Annotated in this window: 20 protein-coding genes; 1 reads left to right on the top strand and 19 read right to left on the bottom strand. The window is 34.5% G+C overall.

Features of this window, described 5'->3' with window-relative positions; genetic code table 11:
• Window positions 1–7 precede the first annotated feature (7 nt).
• Window positions 8–1,879 (top strand): hypothetical protein, encoded by a 1,872-nt coding sequence (locus tag OTK00_RS04220; RefSeq protein WP_045169191.1) that lies wholly within the window; start codon window positions 8–10, stop codon window positions 1,877–1,879.
• A gap of 176 nt (window positions 1,880–2,055) precedes the next feature.
• Here OTK00_RS04220 and OTK00_RS04215 read toward each other — a convergent pair whose 3' ends face one another.
• The 19 genes from OTK00_RS04215 to OTK00_RS04125 form a co-directional block, all read right to left on the bottom strand.
• Window positions 2,056–3,243 carry an ISL3 family transposase gene (locus OTK00_RS04215; RefSeq protein WP_082054616.1) on the bottom strand — a complete coding sequence of 396 codons (1,188 nt, stop codon included), beginning with the start codon at window positions 3,241–3,243 and terminating at the stop codon, window positions 2,056–2,058.
• A 191-nt stretch (window positions 3,244–3,434) separates the two neighbouring features.
• Window positions 3,435–3,992, bottom strand: coding sequence for a coiled-coil domain-containing protein (locus tag OTK00_RS04210; RefSeq protein WP_045169190.1), 558 nt, complete (start codon window positions 3,990–3,992; stop codon window positions 3,435–3,437).
• Window positions 3,993–4,042: 50 nt separating this feature from the next.
• The gene (locus tag OTK00_RS12160) at window positions 4,043–4,726 is read right to left on the bottom strand and encodes a THUMP domain-containing class I SAM-dependent RNA methyltransferase (protein WP_241765474.1); all 684 of its coding nucleotides are present in this window, start codon (window positions 4,724–4,726) and stop codon (window positions 4,043–4,045) included.
• Between the two features lie 73 nt (window positions 4,727–4,799).
• Window positions 4,800–5,153, bottom strand: coding sequence for a THUMP domain-containing protein (locus OTK00_RS12155; protein ID WP_241765473.1), 354 nt, complete (start codon window positions 5,151–5,153; stop codon window positions 4,800–4,802).
• Window positions 5,150–5,461, bottom strand: coding sequence for a YerC/YecD family TrpR-related protein (locus OTK00_RS04195; RefSeq protein WP_045169189.1), 312 nt, complete (start codon window positions 5,459–5,461; stop codon window positions 5,150–5,152). Before OTK00_RS04195 ends, OTK00_RS12155 begins: the two co-directional genes overlap by 4 nt.
• Before the next feature lie 101 nt (window positions 5,462–5,562).
• Window positions 5,563–6,456, bottom strand: coding sequence for a putative sporulation protein YtxC (gene ytxC, locus OTK00_RS04190; protein ID WP_045170133.1), 894 nt, complete (start codon window positions 6,454–6,456; stop codon window positions 5,563–5,565).
• Window positions 6,457–6,545: 89 nt separating this feature from the next.
• Entirely contained in the window at window positions 6,546–7,298 is a 753-nt protein-coding gene (locus OTK00_RS04185; RefSeq protein WP_045169186.1) for a DUF6873 family GME fold protein, read from the bottom strand.
• Window positions 7,295–7,849, bottom strand: a complete 555-nt coding sequence (locus tag OTK00_RS04180) for an ECF transporter S component (RefSeq protein ID WP_045169185.1) — start codon at window positions 7,847–7,849, stop codon at window positions 7,295–7,297. Before OTK00_RS04180 ends, OTK00_RS04185 begins: the two co-directional genes overlap by 4 nt.
• A 165-nt stretch (window positions 7,850–8,014) precedes the next feature.
• Entirely contained in the window at window positions 8,015–9,565 is a 1,551-nt protein-coding gene (locus tag OTK00_RS04175; protein ID WP_045169184.1) for a methyl-accepting chemotaxis protein, read from the bottom strand.
• A gap of 25 nt (window positions 9,566–9,590) precedes the next feature.
• Complete coding sequence (locus OTK00_RS04170; protein WP_045169183.1) at window positions 9,591–10,073, bottom strand: chemotaxis protein CheW; 483 nt, start codon at window positions 10,071–10,073, stop codon at window positions 9,591–9,593.
• Between the two features lie 5 nt (window positions 10,074–10,078).
• Complete coding sequence (locus OTK00_RS04165) at window positions 10,079–12,001, bottom strand: chemotaxis protein CheA (RefSeq protein WP_045169182.1); 1,923 nt, start codon at window positions 11,999–12,001, stop codon at window positions 10,079–10,081.
• A gap of 21 nt (window positions 12,002–12,022) precedes the next feature.
• Complete coding sequence (locus OTK00_RS04160) at window positions 12,023–12,376, bottom strand: response regulator (protein ID WP_045169181.1); 354 nt, start codon at window positions 12,374–12,376, stop codon at window positions 12,023–12,025.
• A gap of 115 nt (window positions 12,377–12,491) precedes the next feature.
• On the bottom strand, window positions 12,492–13,307 hold the full coding sequence (locus OTK00_RS04155) for a purine-nucleoside phosphorylase (protein WP_045169180.1): 816 nt from the start codon (window positions 13,305–13,307) through the stop codon (window positions 12,492–12,494).
• A gap of 41 nt (window positions 13,308–13,348) precedes the next feature.
• Complete coding sequence (locus OTK00_RS04150; RefSeq protein WP_045169179.1) at window positions 13,349–14,518, bottom strand: phosphopentomutase; 1,170 nt, start codon at window positions 14,516–14,518, stop codon at window positions 13,349–13,351.
• Between the two features lie 41 nt (window positions 14,519–14,559).
• Entirely contained in the window at window positions 14,560–15,222 is a 663-nt protein-coding gene (gene deoC / locus OTK00_RS04145) for a deoxyribose-phosphate aldolase (RefSeq protein WP_045169178.1), read from the bottom strand.
• Between the two features lie 28 nt (window positions 15,223–15,250).
• Window positions 15,251–16,576, bottom strand: coding sequence for a pyrimidine-nucleoside phosphorylase (locus OTK00_RS04140; protein WP_045169177.1), 1,326 nt, complete (start codon window positions 16,574–16,576; stop codon window positions 15,251–15,253).
• A gap of 31 nt (window positions 16,577–16,607) precedes the next feature.
• Window positions 16,608–16,778, bottom strand: coding sequence for a XapX domain-containing protein (locus OTK00_RS04135; RefSeq protein WP_045169176.1), 171 nt, complete (start codon window positions 16,776–16,778; stop codon window positions 16,608–16,610).
• A gap of 41 nt (window positions 16,779–16,819) precedes the next feature.
• Window positions 16,820–17,227, bottom strand: a complete 408-nt coding sequence (gene cdd / locus OTK00_RS04130) for a cytidine deaminase (RefSeq protein ID WP_045169175.1) — start codon at window positions 17,225–17,227, stop codon at window positions 16,820–16,822.
• A 4-nt stretch (window positions 17,228–17,231) separates the two neighbouring features.
• Window positions 17,232–17,963 carry a GntR family transcriptional regulator gene (locus OTK00_RS04125; protein WP_082054615.1) on the bottom strand — a complete coding sequence of 244 codons (732 nt, stop codon included), beginning with the start codon at window positions 17,961–17,963 and terminating at the stop codon, window positions 17,232–17,234.
• Window positions 17,964–17,978: the final 15 nt, after the last annotated feature.

Below are 17,978 nucleotides of genomic sequence, written 5' to 3'. Positions count from 1 at the left end.
ATGTTTGATGACAAAAAACTTGAAAAGATTTTTAACCATTCTACTTCTTTTTGTTTTCCTGGTATCTTCAGCTACTTCTCTGGCTTTTGCGCAGGATGATGACGGAGTTATTGATTTTTACACAGTTTTTTCAAAAGATGATGTCAATAAAAACAGGGTTGGTAATAGTATATACAATTGGTCAATATACATGCCTCAAGACGCATATATTAATAAAGACCCAAAAGGAAGTTATTTTTCAATGTCAAGTAGCAGTTACAAAGCAAATATAAGCGTTGAGTCAATTTTGAACAAAGAAGGTTTTTCATCCTTAGACGAAATCCTGCTTTATGGTTCAAACATAATAAATAGCCCTGATACTGCATTCAAGATATATTCTCTGAAAAAGGGCAAAGATAAAAAAGGACAGGAATATATCGAAATTACAAGTGTTTACACAGATTCTTTTTATGTTTTTGTAGATGAGGAAGAAAGCTCCGGTACATTTAACCTTACGCGAATTTACCTGAGCAAAAACAAAAAGTATAATTACATTTACAGACTCACTATCAGCATGGATTTAAACTTTTACACCGAACACAAAAATCTTTTGTATAAAATAGCTGATTCATTTGAACTTCAATTTGATTCAAAAAATCCCAATATTAAAGACTTAGCAGACAACGTAACCAGCTGGAGGGTCCATAAAAATACAAGCTATGGATGGCAGATTGACTTACCTCCTTACTGGAAATCAACCGATATTTACAACTTTGAATATAATTCTTCAACACAGTCATTTGCACCGCTTTATACAGATGAAGAAATTGGATTGAATACTCAAAACCAGCAAAATGCAATTTCAGCTCAGGACCAGTTTCAGCAACAAGATTATGATGAATATCTATCTGTAAGCTTTGTTGCAAATTCAAACACAGACTTTAACAAATGGCTCGCAACCGAAATGCAAAATATCGAACTTTACAATAAATCTCTGTGCAAAATAATCTCAAACAGAGACCTAAACATCAATGGTGCAAAAGCAAAACTTATTGAGCTCAGCATACAAAAAAGTCTTAAAAAAAGAGTTGTCGAAAAGAGAATGTATGTGGATTTTGATAAAAATAAGTATCTTGTAAAACTCTATGTTATTGAAGACAAGTATAAGAAGGATAAGCAGAAATATGATAGAATTATAAATTCTTTTAAACCTGTACCGACAAAAAGCAAATACCTTGATTCCATTCTCTGGACAGGCGATTTAAAACCACAAAATAATTTCAAAACTGTTAAACTCAACATAGCACCGTTTGAAATGAATATTCCTAAGGAGTACAAAACAAATATACCCTATTACTTTTATGGATATTATACACAAATAATTGGTACTGCTACCTTCCCGCTATCTCAGGGGATATCAGATGTTGAAACATTGACGTTATATAACACCCCTTATTCGGTTTTAACCATAAATGGCGGAATAAATGTGGACACTGTCGATAAAATTATAAAAAACACTATGCAGCTATGGGTTGAAAGCAGTGAATATAAGAGCAAAACTGTTGATATGAAACTTCAAAAATATTCAAATCAGGATATATCAATTTATAAATTAACTTATGTATATAATATAAACAAACTATCCGAGCTGGCAAAGGGAAATCCAAACAGAGATTTTAATTTTTTGAATCTTCAAAATAGAGTCATATTTATGATAAAATACAGACAATACTACTACACAATTGATTTATCTGTCCCCGTTCTATACTGGAACAGCTCAACATTAGACAGTTTTTCAAAATCAATAAGTACAGTTAAAATAGATAAAATAAGCTTTTCCAAGTTAAATATCAAATTTAACAGCGAAGACTTAGAAAAATTCAGAAAAAAAGACAATTAATAAAAATAGGCTCTTTGTCAAGTAGTGGGGAGGGTATTCTGAATGCCCACCTTTTTAGCTTTTTCAAGCATACATTAAATGTTATTAATGTATATTATAGGTAGTCAAATCTAAAAAAACTAATACCACTCTTGCCCACTCATATAGTGGGTTTTTAAATATTCAACTTTTTCAACTTATCTACCACAACTGTACAAAATCCTCTTCCTGAATCTTTCAAAATTCCTGTATCCAAATCCATTCCTCTTTAGTACCTTTATTTTGTTGTTAAAACCTTCTGTCATACTATTAGTATACGGAACATCAAATGCATTTACTATCTCCGAAAACCAGCTCCTAAAAACCTTTACACATCTCATAAATTCAGAAAGTCCACTTTGCTCTGCTCTCTCTATCCACTTTTTTAATACGAGTCTTGCTTTTTCAGAATTACTGCTCTTTAACACTCTCTTAAATTCTTCTTTTAGCTGATGGGCTTTCCTCAAATCTTGACTATACCAAAACATTACTTCTAATTCTTCTCTTTGCTCAGGCTCAAGTTCTTCATAATTCTTCAATAACAACTTCCTACTCCTCTTAAAATATCTCCTCAAATTACTTCCTAATTCCTTTTGTACCCTTTTCCTCACATTTTCTAAAGCCCAATAAACGTATCGGGTAAAATGAAATTTGTCTATCACTATTTTAGCGTTTTTAAAATATGTTTTTGCTACCTCTACAAATGGTCTCCACATATCACAGATAAAATATTTTACTTTATCTCTACCTTTCAGCCTCTTAAAATACTCAATTAAAATATTTTGCTTTCTATCTTTCAAAATCTCGATTATTTGCCCTTTTACAGGATCTACAATTATACATTGATATTTTGCTCCACCTGCATTGCCTTTAAACTCGTCTACACATATTGCTTCAGAAGAAAACTCATCTACAGTTTGACCTGGATTTACTTTATCAAACAATCTCATAACTGTTGTCACTGAAACATTTGTGTGTTTTGCTATCTCTTTCATACTTGTTAAACTTCCAAGTTGACTTATAATATATGCTGCAAGTCTATTTGTCATCCTTTGAGATTTGCCTAAAAAACTTATGTGTTCAAAAAACTTCTTCCCACATGCTTTGCAGACATATCTTCTCTTTCTTATAATCAAATATGTTTTCTTGCCCATTATAGGTACGTCTTTTACCTTCTGTGTGTGATAATCATGTACCTTACTTGTAATATTACCACATTTAGGACATTTGTGAGGCTTTTGTACCTGACTTATGTGAAGTTCTATTTCATTTTCATTCTCATTCATTTGGTGAAGAATAATATCTTTCGATTTTAAAAGTTCAGTGATATAATTAGATTTAAGCACTTATTCTGGATGCCTCCTTTCTTTTTGAGTGTTTTTTTTTTGTCATAAAACAGTTTTTATTATAGCAGGCATTCAGAATAAGTGCTATATTTTTTCCTTTTTACCCACCCCAATATTTATTATAGAGCCTAAAAATATAAAGGGCTGCTATACTATAGCAGCCTCTTTTTATCTCTATGTAAACCCAGTTTTTACTGGTTTTGGGCAAGTTTTAAGGTCCTTATTTCAAGCTCCTGGTCTTTGATCCAGTCTTTTATTGCTTCCTGCTCTTTGGTAACTTTTTCAAGCTTCTTATTTGTCTCATCTCTAAACATTAAAACTTCAGTCCTGAATTCTGTTAAGAAGGCAACCTGATCATACACTGCATTCATCCTTCTGTTAAGTTCCTTTACATTGTCTTTTAGTTCTCCAACTTCATCTTCTAATCTTGTCACTCTCATTTCGAGACTATCCAATCTTTGTTCCACCATATCCAATCTCTGTTCTACTCTATCAAGCCTTTGCTCAACCAGATCAAGCCTTTGCTCTACTCTATCCAGTCTTTGCTCTAACCGGTCAAGTCGCTTTTCCATATTATCCAATCTTTTGCCTATGCCTTGAAGCTGTCCTTCAACGCTTTCTAACCGTTTTTCAACACTTTCTATCTTTTTTTCAACACCCTCAAGTCTTTTTGCCATATTCTCAAAGGTTGCATTTAAAGTCTGCAGGGAAGTTACTACCAGTTCCAGCATATTGTTACTATCACTCATCCCGGCTCTGCACTCCTTTAACTTTTATAGCTTTTTTAATTCTATCACAGTTAAAAGTAAAAATAAAGATAAGTTTTAATCTTCCCATTGTAGAGCTTCCTATTTTTATTTGCCTTTCTGCCAAACGCTTTTTCAAATTTCTCGTAACCTGATAAAATAAAAAATCTCCAGTTTTTAAAATCTTTCAAACACTCTCCGAAATCTCTGTATAGATTGAAGATGTCTTTATTTCCTATTCGCTCTCCATAAGGTGGATTTGTAATAATTATTCCTTTTTCAGCAGGTCTTTTAATTTTTCGAGCGTCAGCTTTGAAGAATTTTATATCCGCTTTCAGTCCTGCATTTTTTGCATTTTCTTTTGCAATTTGAATTGCATTCTGGTCAATGTCAGAAGCCAGAATCTCAAACCGAGCTCTGTAATCAATTCTTTCAATGGCCTCAAGCCGGGCTTTATTCCACAAATCCTGGGAAACAAAACCATTTTGCTCGGCCAAAAAAGTCCTATTTAGCCCTGGTGCAACATTTTTAGCAACCATGGCTGCCTCGATGGGAATTGTTCCGGAACCACAAAATGGGTCCCATAAAACCTCCTGTTGAGGTATCCATCTGCTCAAAATAACCATTGAAGCTGCTATATTCTCTTTCAGAGGAGCAACCGTCTTGAGCTTTCTATACCCTCTTTTATGAAGAGACTCTCCAGTTGTATCAAAAAGTACATATGCTGTATCATTCAAAAGAGCAATCTCAATTTTATAAAGATTACCTGTCTCTTCAAACCACGATAAATTATAGTTTTTCTTTAATCTTTCAATTATAGCTTTTTTTTGTTATTGACTGACAGCTCCTTATACTGAAAAGCTTTGAATTTTCTGACCTGCCTGTTACCAATATCTTCCCATTTTCAGGAATGATATTATGCCATTCAAAGTCATAAATACCTTCAAAGAGCTCATCAAAAGTCTCAGCTTTGAATTTTTTAAGAACAACAAAAACTCTGTTTGCAGACCTTAAATTTATGTTAAGATTTGGAATACTTTTAAGCTCTGCTTCTAAAAATATCTTCCCATTTTCAACTTTCAAGTTTTTATATCCCAATCTTATTAGTTCTTCTTTTGTAATTCCCTCAACTCCCAAAGGCATAGCAATAAAAAGCTCAATCACTTTTTCTCATCCAATCTGTTTTTTTGTTTCATTCTTTCCAATACAGTTTTATATCCATCTGCTCCATAATGCAAGCATCTATTTACTCTACTTATAGTTGCAGGTGAAGCACCTGTTTTCTGGGTTATTTCGCTATATTTTGCTCCTTCAAACAATAATTTTGCCACTTCAAATCTCTGTGAAAGCTCCTGTATCTCTTTTACAGTACACAGGTCTTCAAAGAAATTATAACATTCATCTATTGACTTTAGCGTAAGTATTGCCTCAAAAAGATGGTCTGTCATTTCATTTTTAAGCTTTTGATTCATGCTACTTTCTACACCTCTTTTGAGGAGATTCCTTCAAAATTATATCACTTTAAATAGCTGAAGTAAACTTGATCTTTTTTAAAAAGCAAAAAAGTGAGGAGTTAATCCTCACTTTTGGGCAAAGGATTTGAAATTTTAATATCACATTCCCTGCAAAAGCAAATTCTATCTTCGAATATAAGAGAAAGCAAATCCAGAATATCCCGTGAAAAGTCTGTATAACCATGTTCATGAAAGATAATCTGCTGCGGTGAAAGAGAAATAAGCCTGCTGAGCAAAACATCTTCCTTAGCCAGATTCAACTTCAAATTCTTAGATAGCATCTCAAAAAATTCATCTCTTATCTCTTTAAATTCCCGGTCATACAGGATATATGCTTTTTCATCTGGCAGGATGTGAATTAAATCTATTTTTGTATTCTGAAGACTGACAAAATATTTTAAAAGATTTACAAATTGAATATATTCTCTTTCAAAAAAGTATTTACTTGCTACATCTTCAATTACATCTTTAATAACTTTTAGATAGTCTTTTAACCTGAAAGTTAAAAAGCCTTCAAAATTGAACTCAAAATTAGAATCAAGAAACTCCAAAATTTTTTTTATTATCTCATACTTCACATTTGAAAAGCCATTGCTTTCAATTATCTCACTTACCCTTTTTTTGCTTTCACATAGGATCTTTTCTCTTTCTATTCTATCTAAAAAATAGTAATTCTCCTCTATTAACTTATCAATAAGCCTTTCCCGGGTATATTCAATTATCACATTGCATATTGCCGCTGCAATAAAATATCTTATTCTTTCATATGTGTGCAAATCAAGGTTTTTCTTTATTTCCTCATCACTTAAAAATATTCCATAAAAAGTTATTTTGCCACTTTGTCTTTGCTCTATCGAAAGAGCTTTTAAACTTTCAATTTCTCCAAGCTGCTTCTTCAAGCTGCTATATACAAATAAAGGATCCTCTGCCACTCCCAAACTCAATATTTGCACACTTACCACATCCCAACAAATAATTTCTCTGAGAAAGGGGACTATAATAAATATACCCCCAAAAAACCTTTTTAAGTATGTTCTTTTTGTTACTGCTGACACAAAGGAATGATTGAACCTATATCTGAAAGCTCAAAACCTTCTGCACACAAGCATTCAACTTTTTGTTTTTTTAGAAACTCTTTGATTTTGCTATAATCCGGATGTTTTGATATATCACCATTGAAAATTAAAACATCCCTGTCAATCAGTCCTCCACAACCACCAATAAATCCATAGCTTAACCCTTCCAATTTTATAAATCCGGGCACTATCAAAAGTGCATCCATGTTATTTTCAATAGCTTTCTGGTATATTTTTTTATCTGAGGTTATAATTGCCTTATTGCTTACAATCAATATTGAACACTTTGTATATCCCTGGTTTACATGTATTTTTCTCAGGTTATCTCTTTCTATATAATTTAAAATAATTCTATCAGTAAATCTGAAATTGTGAAAGATGTATTTATCAATTCTCGCCAGGTTATAACCAATATCCTCGGGATATTTTTTAGATATACCTTTCTCACCAAATATTATATTGAACCCCAGCTTAAAAAGTTCACTGGTAGTCTTCTTTGGTGAGTTGGGAGCGGCAAAGATTAAATTACTTTCATAATGAAAATAAAATATATCTGGATGAGAAGATATGGCTTCATATACGTCATTTGACTTTTCACAAAAGATTATATTTATCTTCAAATCTTCTAATAGATATACTGTCTTATCATATGCCCTTTTATCAATCAAAACATGGGTTACTTTATTGTCTGGCAGGTGGGGAAATCTCAAATACTTCAAATTCTCATCTTCCCGATAAATTTATTTCTATACAGCGGAAATACCAGTATTATAGTAATCACTGCCGATAAAATTCCCTGAAGTAGATTAAAAGGAAAATTCACAAGCGCAGTTTTCAAACCAAATTGAAGGTCTCTATTAACATTTAATGCTGATGATAGATATTTTAATACAAAAGCTTCAGATAGAAAATATCCCGCTGCCATCCAGATACCACTTAAAATGCTGGAGATAATAAAACCAGGAATTTCTTTTTTATCTTTTTTTAAACTTTCAAATACAATACCACAAATATATCCTTCCAGACCTTTAACAATAAATGTAAATGGAGCATAGATAAGATACCCTGATGTCACATCTGCCAGAGCAGAACCAAAAGAACCAGCCAAAAAACCAATCCCTTTGCCAAACAAAATTGACGCCAGCATAATAATAACATCACCAATATTAAAATAGCCTGCTGGCAGTGGTATCTTAATTGTAAATGTCAGAACAAAAACAGCTGCAGCAAGCAACCCTGAAAATACCCAGAACCTGGTTTTTTGTCCCATATTCTCACCTCAACAAAGAATTTTGTTCAACAACAATTTTATTATTATGAAAAATAAAAATCAAAACCAATTAACCAATTTGTATCGATACAAAATAATGAAAGGGCTGTTTTGTTGTTTTTGTAAACAGCCCTTTCAAACCAGGACAGGTTATTTTAACACCTTTTATGCTTTTGTTTTAAACCTTTCAACAAGGCTTTTAAGTGTATCTGCCTGGCTGTAAAGCTCTTCTGAGGCAGCAGCAGTTTCCTGAGAATTTGCCGAATTGCTCTGCACAACATTTGCCACCTGATTTATACCTTCTGAAATCTGTGTTATTGCCTCTGACTGTTCTTTTGAAGAATAGGAAATATCGTTCATAATCATTGCCATCCTGTCAATACTCTTTGCAATCTTGTCAAGAGAAGCGTGTGTTTGTTTTGTGATAGCATCACCTGCTTCTATCTTTTTTATAGTGGATTCTATCAGGCTGCTTGTCTCTTTAGCAGCATTCGCACTTCGCGTTGCTAAATTCCTCACTTCTTCAGCCACAACCGCAAACCCTTTACCGTAACTGCCTGCTCTTGCTGCTTCAACCGCTGCGTTTAAGGCCAGTATATTTGTCTGGAATGCTATCTCATCAATTGTTTTTATGATTTTCGATATATTCGATGATGCTAAACTAATTTCTTCCATTGCCTTCATCATATGTTCCATCTGCTCCATTCCCGTCTTTGCATCTTCCTTAATCTGGTTGGCAAACTTAGATGCTTCTTCAACATTCTGAGCATTTTGCTTTGTCTGAGCAGAAACTTCTTCAACAGAAGCATTAAGCTGCTCCACAACTGATGCTTGCTCTGTTGCACCCTGTGCAAGACTCTGTGATGCGTCAGAAAGTTGTTTTGCTCCAAGTGCAACCTGCTCTGCAGCTGTTTTAATCCCATAAATAAGCTGGTTCAAACCATTTACCATTTTATTAAATGCACCAGCCAGCTTCCCTATTTCATCCTTAGAATCATCCTCTATTTCAATTGTCAAATCACCATCTGCTATTGCTTCGGCAACAAAAACCATTTTGTTCAAAGGTTTGCTAATCATATTTGAGATAAGTAAAGCCAGGATCACTCCAGCAACTATTGACACAACAATTACAACTATTAGCAAAGCTCTGGTTTGAGATGCCAACTGAGAAGCATCTTTATTCAACTTTTCAATGTATTTGCGTTCCAGGTTGTATAAATTGTTTATTGAATTCTGAACATCTGCTACAAGTTGAGCTGAACTTTGCGCAAACAAAAGGTCAATTGCAGCCTTTTTGTCTGTCCTGGCAAGTTCCAATATTTGATTTGTAAGCTGATCGTACTGGACAAGATAACTTTCAAGCTTCTGATATTCATCTAAAATATCCCTTTCTCTTATTATCTTTGAAAACTCCTGTAAGCTTGACTTGTAAAGATTGGTTATTTCGCCTGTTCTTTGAATATAAGACTGCATTTCACTTGCATTTCGAGAAAGTAAAACATTTCTATAATTTACTCTCTGCCTTTGAAATCCGTTCAGTACTTCACTTATATACATAAACGCCTTTACATTATTTTCATACATAGTATCAAATTCGTCATGAATTTTGTTCAAGCTATTTATTGCTATAATCCCCATAATAGAGAATAGAACCAAAATTATAAAGAATCCTGATAAAATCTTTAATGAAATTCTCATATTCTTAAAAAACTTCATATTCCCACTCCCTTTCTTTTTATTTTTAAAGTTCAATCTTTTCGGGGCTTACAAACTTTTCACAATCCAGCAGAAGAATTAGTCTTCCAGAGGAATTTGCTACACCCTTTACAAATCTTTTATCATCCTGTCTTTCCACTTCCGGAAGAGATGTAATCTCCTCCTCTTTTATAATCGCAACCTCATTAACATAATCAACAATAATTCCAACCTGAAAACCATTTATGCTAACAACAATTATACATGTTCTTTCTTGATATTCTTTATATACTTTCCCAAGCCTTATTCTCGCATCAATTACAGGTATTATCTTACCTCTTAAATTGACAATTCCTCTGATGTAGTCCCGCTGATGAGGCAGATAAGTAATGGGTAAAAGCCCTACAATCTCTATCACATATTTTATTTCTATCCCATAGTACTGGTTATCTACTGTAAAAATAAGGTATCTATCCTTCATACCCTCTTCCAATTCCTCTAAGCTTTCATTTATTACTCTGTCCTGCATAATTCTCACCACCTTTCTATCAAGCTATCAACGTCTAAAATCATAGCAATACCACCATTTCCTAAAAGCGTGCATCCTGAAATTCCTTTTATTCTGTCAACAATCTGAGGCAGCGACTTTATAACAACCTGCTGCTGAGAAACCATCTCATCTACCAGTAGCACTGCCATTTTATTGCTACTGCCTACCTGAACTCCTATATAAAATGTTCTTTGGTCCTCCAGAGCTTCTTTACTATAAAAAACCTTTCGCAGGTCAATAACTTTATAGCAAGCTCCTCTTTTGTATATAAACTGATAATCCCCTTCAGCAATTATATCTTCTTTTTCAACCTTAAATGTTTCTATAACATTGGACAGAGGTAAAACAAATATCTGTTCATTTACTTTCACAAGCATCCCATCAATAATAGCCAGTGTAAGTGGAATTCTAATGGTAAATCTGGTTCCTGTATCTTTTTGAGAGTCCACAAATACTGTGCCATCTATTTTCTGAACATTACTCTTTACAATGTCAAGCCCAACTCCTCTGCCCGAATACTCTGTTGCTTCTTCTTTTGTAGAAAAACCTGTATGAAATATTAGGTCATATACAAGCTGTTCATCTACATCATTTTCTTCAGAAATAAGTCCTCTTTCCAGAGCCTTTTTTATAATCTTTGATCTGTCAAGACCTCTGCCATCATCTTCAATGGTTATTAAAACATCAGAACCACTATTTTTAGCACTTATATAGATATTACCATGAGGTGTTTTCCCTTTCTTTAGCCGCTCATCTTTTTCTTCTATACCATGATCAACTGCATTCCTGATTAAGTGAATCAGAGGGTCGGTCAAATGCTCAATTAAAGTCTTGTCAAGTTCTGTTTCTTCACCACTTATATGCACCTCAACCTGTTTGTTTAGCTTTGCAGACATTTCAACTACAATTCTTTTTAGTTTTTGAAAGGTACTGGAAAGAGGCACCATTCTCATGGACATAGCTATTTCCTGTATGTCCCGTATGAGTTTTGACATCTGCAGGGCTATGCTTTTAAAACTTTCAGTCTTTATCTTTTCGATATCTGGATGTTGAGTTAACATAGAAAACGTCACAACCATTTCGCCAATTAAATCAACCAATTTATCTACCTTTTCAATATTGACATTGATAAGTCGTCCTGCTGCAGATACACTCTTTGCACAGTTCTCCTCTCTTTCATTGTTCTTTTCAAAAATGTTCTTTTCATTTTCCATTTTTTCTTCTATCTTGATACTTTTAACCCATGCAAAATCATTGAAAAGACATAAAATATCTTCTTTACTAATTGAGGTCTCAATTAGTATTTTAAAACCTTCTCTTTTTATAGTTTCAGCAGTTGAAGTATCAGTCTCTATATTGGGTGGGAAATATTCTAAAACATTTACATATTCTTTTAGCTTCTGAACAATCAAAAATGCACGTAAATTTTCCATTTCCCAGCCATCTTCAAAGCACAAAACAATCAAATATTTTTTGCCCTTTTCATTATTGATATCTTCTGGTTCTTGCAGCAAAGCGCTTTCTAACTCCAATAAAACATTTTCAATATCTTCATAGGAAGACAGCGGTAACATATTTTCAATTGAAACAATCTGGGAGTTTAAAAAATCAGTAATTTTTAACATATATAATATGAATTTGTCAATATTTTTCGTTGAAATACTGGTTGATTTTAAATTAACAAATATATCTTCTAATTTGTGACAGATTTTTGAAATATCCTGATAACCCATCATAGCCGATGAACCTTTCAAGGTATGCAGCAATCTCAATGCTTCTTCAATAGCAAACTTTTCCTCAACATTTCCTTCCTTTAGTTCTATAAATATCTTTTCCAAACCATTTATAATTTCTCTTGCTTCAGAAATAAATATTTCAAACATGGGGTCTTTACTTAGCTCATTCACATTTTCACCTTCTTTTTTTTTTTACAGAGAGTTTAGCAGTTTTACAAGATACTCTTCTTTGTAAGGTTTTACAATAAAACCTTTTGCTCCATTCAAAACTGCTTCTTTTACCTTTTCTTCCTGTCCAAGAGCTGTTATCATAACCACTTTTGCATTCCTGTCAATTTGCATAATCCTTTTTAAAACTTCTATACCATCCATTTCGGGCATAGTAATGTCAAGTGTAACAATGTCAGGTTTGAGAGCTGAAAACATCTTAAGACAGCTTTTTCCATCACATGCCTCACCAACCACTTCAAATCCATGTTTTTCCAACGTCTGCTTCAACGAATACCTGACAAACGCTGCATCATCCACAATCAAAACCCTTTTCATAAGGCTATTCTCTCTCCCCGCAGCAAAAAATTCTCCTATTTTGATATTTACCCAGTTTTTTTATATAACAAACAAAAAATCCTGCACCGCTTTTATTTAGCGATGCAGGACTTTTTCATATTATTTCAATAAGATCAACAATTATCTTTTTAAACTTCTCTGCTACCATATTTGATACTTCTATAACCTCTTGATGTGAAAGTTTCTTATCCAAAATTCCCGCTGCCATATTTGTGATGCAGGAAATCCCGAATACCTTGAGTCCCATCTGCCTTGCTGCAATCACTTCTGGCACGGTCGACATGCCAACAGCATCAGCACCAAGAATTCTGAGCATCTTTATTTCAGAAGGTGTTTCATATGAAGGTCCTTTTAAAAATGCATACACTCCCTCTTTGTAGTCAACCCGGTTTTTCTTATAGACATCTTTTGCTTTTTCAATGATCTCTCTATCATATGCATATGTCATATCAAAAAATCTTTCGCCAAAATACTGTGCATCCTCACCAATTGCCGGATTTTCACCTGACAGATTGATATGGTCTTTAATCACCATCAAATCACCGGGTGATAAAAACTGTGAGATTCCTCCCGCTGCATTTGTCACAATCAAACTTTTAATCCCCAAAAGTCCCGCTGCTCTTACACCGAACACAACCTCATGCACTTTATACCCTTCATAAAGATGAAATCTTCCTTGAAATGCTAAAATTTTTCTTCCCTTTACTTCTCCAAATACCAGGTTACCTTTGTGACCTTTTACTGTTGATACAGGAAAGTGCGGTATCTCAGAATATTTTAGCACAACTCTGTTTTCCATTGTCTCTGCAAACTCTCCAAGTCCACTTCCCAATATGATAGCAATTTCCGGGATTTCAGGAATATGATTTTTGATAAACTCAGCGGCTTCTTTAACTCTCTGGTAATACATAAAAATCACCTCTATGTTTTCATAAAAATTCCACCCTAAAATTATATCAAAATCTCTTTTAAAAAGCTCTTCCCATTTCTAAGAGGCTTTACATTCAAATACTCAGCAATGGTCTGACCAATATCAGAAAAACTTTCTCTTGTACCAAGATTGTGACCTTTTTTAATCTTCTCACCATATATCAATACTGGCACATGTTCACGTGAATGGTCTGTGCTCGGTGTTGTAGGGTCACATCCATGGTCAGCTGTAATTATGAGAATATCATCCTCTTTGAGTTTTTCAAAAATCTCTGGAAGTCTCTCATCGAATTCAACCAGAGCCCTGGCATAGCCTATCGGGTCATTTCTGTGTCCGTAGAGCATGTCATAATCAACAAGGTTAGTGAATATAAGCCCATCTTTTACCTCATCCATTGCTTTTAAGGTCTTATTAATTCCATCCATGTTACCCTCTGTATGAATGCTTACAGTCAACCCTCTTTTTGCAAATATATCTTCAATCTTGCCAATACCAACAACTTCAAGGCTTGAGTCCTTCACATTATCAAGCAGGGTTTCATAAGGAGGCTCAACTGCAAAGTCCTTCCTGTTATAAGTCCTGACAAAGCTATTTCTGTCTTTTCCAACAAAAGGTCGGGCAATAACCCTTGCAACAAGCCACTTACCAACCAGCATTCCCCTTGCTATTTCACATATTTCATAAAGCTTTTCTAAAGGAATGACCTCTTCATGAGCAGCAATCTGAAAGACAGAATCGGCAGAGGTATACACAATAGGATAGCCAGTTTTCATATGTTCTTCTCCGAGCTCTTTTATTATTTCTGTTCCAGAAGCCACTTTGTTACCAAGCACTTTTCTACCTATCCGCCTTTCAAACTCCTCAATTAACTCCTCAGGAAATCCCTGAGGAAAAGTTTTAAATGGCTCTTCCAATATAACCCCTGCTATCTCCCAGTGCCCTGTTATTGTATCTTTACCTTTTGACTTTTCCCTGGACTTCCCAAAAACACCAATCGCATTGGGATTTGGAGGGGTACCTTTTATATCTGTAATATTCCCTATTCCAAGCTTATACAAGTTCTTGAGATCCAGGCCACCTACTGCATATGAAGTATTTGAAAGTGTGTTGCTTCCCTCATCGCCGTATAATTTTGCATCCTCTAACTCACCAACCCCCACACTGTCAAGCACAATTAGGACTACCTTCATGACAGAAAGTCTCCTTCCCTCAAAATAGTAAAAATTTAAATTTAGTTGCCCGAAACAATTGCAACACCGGAACTTGTGCCAATCCTGCTTGCACCTGCTTGAATCATTTTAAGTGCATCTTCATATGTTCTTATACCACCCGAAGCTTTTATTTTAACCTTATCACCAACCACTTTTCTCATCAAAATTATATCTTCATATTTAGCTCCACTTTTAGAAAATCCGGTGGATGTTTTGACAAAATCTGCTCCTGCTGCCATAACTATTTTACAGGCTTCTATCTTTTGCTGGTCATTTAGCTCAGATGTTTCAATAATTACTTTTACTATTTTATTTTTATACTCCCTTGCAACATCAACAATACTCTTTATCTCTTCATATACATAATCATAATTCCCTTCCAGCAAAGCTCCAATATTTATTACCATATCCACTTCATCTGCTCCATCTTCAAATGCCCCTTTTGTTTCAAAGATCTTAGTTTTCTTGGTGTTTACACCAAGTGGAAAACCTATAACAGTTGCAACTTTCACTGGTGAATCTTTTAAATACTCTTTGCAAACCTTCACATAGTATGGATTGACGCAAACTGAAGCAAAAGAATACATGAGTGCTTCATCACAAAGCTTTTTTATCTCTGCATGGGTGGCGTTTGACCTGAGTAAAGTGTGGTCAATAAACCTGGCTATTTCAATTCTTGTCATTTTGTCAATTCACTCCTCTAATATTATTTTACATTTCAATAATTCCATCTTTTGTTATTTTGGCATATATAACCTTTTTCTTATCTACATATTCACGTGAAAACTCAAAAGCGCTTTTTACATCCGAAATTGCTTCATTTAATTTACTCTCCTGGTTAGCATAAATTCTTGCATATGGTTTGCCCTTTTCAATTTTACATCCTGTCTTGCCAAACAGCTCAATCCCAACTGCGTAGTCTATGATGTCGTCTTTTTTCTGTCTGCCACTGCCAAGTTTCAAAGCAGCTATTCCAAGTTTTAGTGCATCAATATCCTTGATATACACATCTTCTTCACATTTCAGTTCATAAACATATTTTGCCTGTGGTAAAAGCGAATAATCATCTACAACCTCAGGGTTTCCACCCTGATTTTGAATGATCTCTTTAAATTTATTCAGTGCATAGCTCTTTTCAATGCTCTCAATTAACTTTTCTTTTGCTCTTTCTCTATTTCTCTCAACACCTGAAAGAATCATCATTTCTGTGGCAAATTCAATACAAAGATTTCTCAAATCCTCATGTCCTCTTCCTTTTAATACCTCTATAGCTTCAATAACCTCTAAGGAGTTCCCTATCATCAAACCAAGTGGCTGATTCATATCAGTCACATATGCTACAGTTTCCCTGCCAGCCAGATTGCCAATCTCAACCATGGTCTTAGCAAGCTCTTTTGCATCCTCATATTTTTTCATAAAAGCACCTTTTCCAAATTTGACATCAAGAATTATTTTATCAGCTCCTGAAGCTATCTTTTTGCTCATAATAGATGAAGCAATAAGTGGAATTGACTCAACTGTTGCAGTCACATCCCTCAAAGCATAGATCTTTTTGTCAGCTGGAACAAGGTCTTTTGACTGTCCAACAATGGCTGCTCCGACTTTGTTTACAGCTTCAATAAACTCAAGTTTAGAAAGCTCTGTTTTAAAACCGGGGATTGATTCTAACTTGTCAATAGTGCCGCCTGTGTGCGAAAGTCCTCTTCCTGACATTTTAGCAACCTTTACTCCAACTGATGCTGCAAGTGGTATTAGCACCAGAGTGGTTGTGTCAGCTATTCCACCGCTTGAATGTTTGTCAACCTTTATACCATCTATTTTGCTCAAATCCACCATTTCACCTGACTGAGCCATGAGCATTGTAAAGGTTGTCAGTTCATTTTTGGTCATTCCACGAAAATAAACCGCCATTAAAAAAGCTGACATCTGATAGTCGGGTATTTGGTCATTGATATATCCATTTATTAAAAATTCCATTTCTTCTTTGCTAAGCTCAAGTCCATCTCTCTTTTTGCGAATAATCTCAGTAACAAGCATTTTGATTCACACCTTCTTATTTTATTTTGATCTATTTTGTAATAAGCTTCAAAATCTGTTCTATAGCAAAAGCACCCAGAAATATTCCAAATATTCCGGCAACACCTGCCAGGGCATTTGGCGCCGGAATAGGAAGTTTGAGAAGTTTAAATACTGCTCCAACTACAAAGCCTGTGATAATTGAAAGAACTATTGCCTTCAACTCCTGTCTTCCCTCCTGAAAAATCATTTTGCTTAAAGCATTTATAAATCAAAGCCATAGGGCAAGAGATCTTTTGTATTAGTTTCAATAATTTTACTCATATCAGAGTTTGAAAGATATATCGTAGCATCTTTTGCAAGTTCAAGCATAACCTGCCTGCACGCACCGCAGGGTGAAATGGGTTCATTTTGAGGACCGATTACAAAAATAGCTTTAATATCCCTGTGTCCATCTGAAATTGCTTTGAAAAGAGCAACTCTTTCAGCACAGATTGTCAGAGAATAGGATGCATTTTCAATATTACAGCCCAAATATATTTCTCCACTTTGTGTTAAAACAGCTGCTCCAACTTTAAAATTTGAATAAGGAGCATATGCTTTGTCTTGCTGTTCTTTTGCCAAATTCAAAATATTTTTCAGTGCAGGGTCAATTTCGGTTAAGTATCTCATCTTTTCATACCCTCTTTCTTACAATGTAAAATCTAAATTTTTTGGGCGAAAAGAAATTGGAGGAATACAATATGGGAGTATCACTCTGGTCAAAATGTATCTGGTCAAGCAAAAGTACAACATCATTCTTTTCAAGCTCCAATTTTTTATATACACCATTTTTTTCAGCCAGCATTGGAATTATATCAGAAACTGCATAAGCAATATATATCCCAAGCTCGGCACTTAAATAATCGAATAAAGACTCACCTTTAAATTCAAATTTATCACCAAAAAATCTGGCAGGAAGTCTATCTACACAGTACACAACCGGGATGTTATCTGCAAGTCTTACACGTTCTATCTTTATAATCTCTTCATTTTGATCAATTTTCAACATATGTGCTTCTTTAGCATTCGGATATGTTCGTGTAATAATTACATCTTTTGTGTGCGGCTGATACCCCTGCTTCTCCATGAGCTTTGTTATGCTTTGCAATTCTTCCATACCTGTTTGTAAAATTGGTCTTGACGCAACAAAAGTTCCTATTCCATGCTTCCTAACAACATATCCTTCCTCTTCTAATATTCTCATCGCCTCTCTTAAAGTGGCACGGCTGACTCCAAAAAGTTTTGCTAACTCTATTTCAGACGGAAGTCTATCTCCTTCCTTGAACCTTTCTTCAATAAGATGTTTTAATCTTTTCAGTACCAGCTCATATCGGGGTGGATAACCCATATTCTCTAAATCCTCCATGCTCCACCCACTCCT

The organism is Caldicellulosiruptor morganii (assembly GCF_026810225.1).
Taxonomy (GTDB): Bacteria; Bacillota; Thermoanaerobacteria; order Caldicellulosiruptorales; family Caldicellulosiruptoraceae; genus Caldicellulosiruptor; species Caldicellulosiruptor morganii.
Note: the sequence above shows the minus strand (reverse complement) of the source record. Positions and strands in the feature narration are given on the sequence as shown.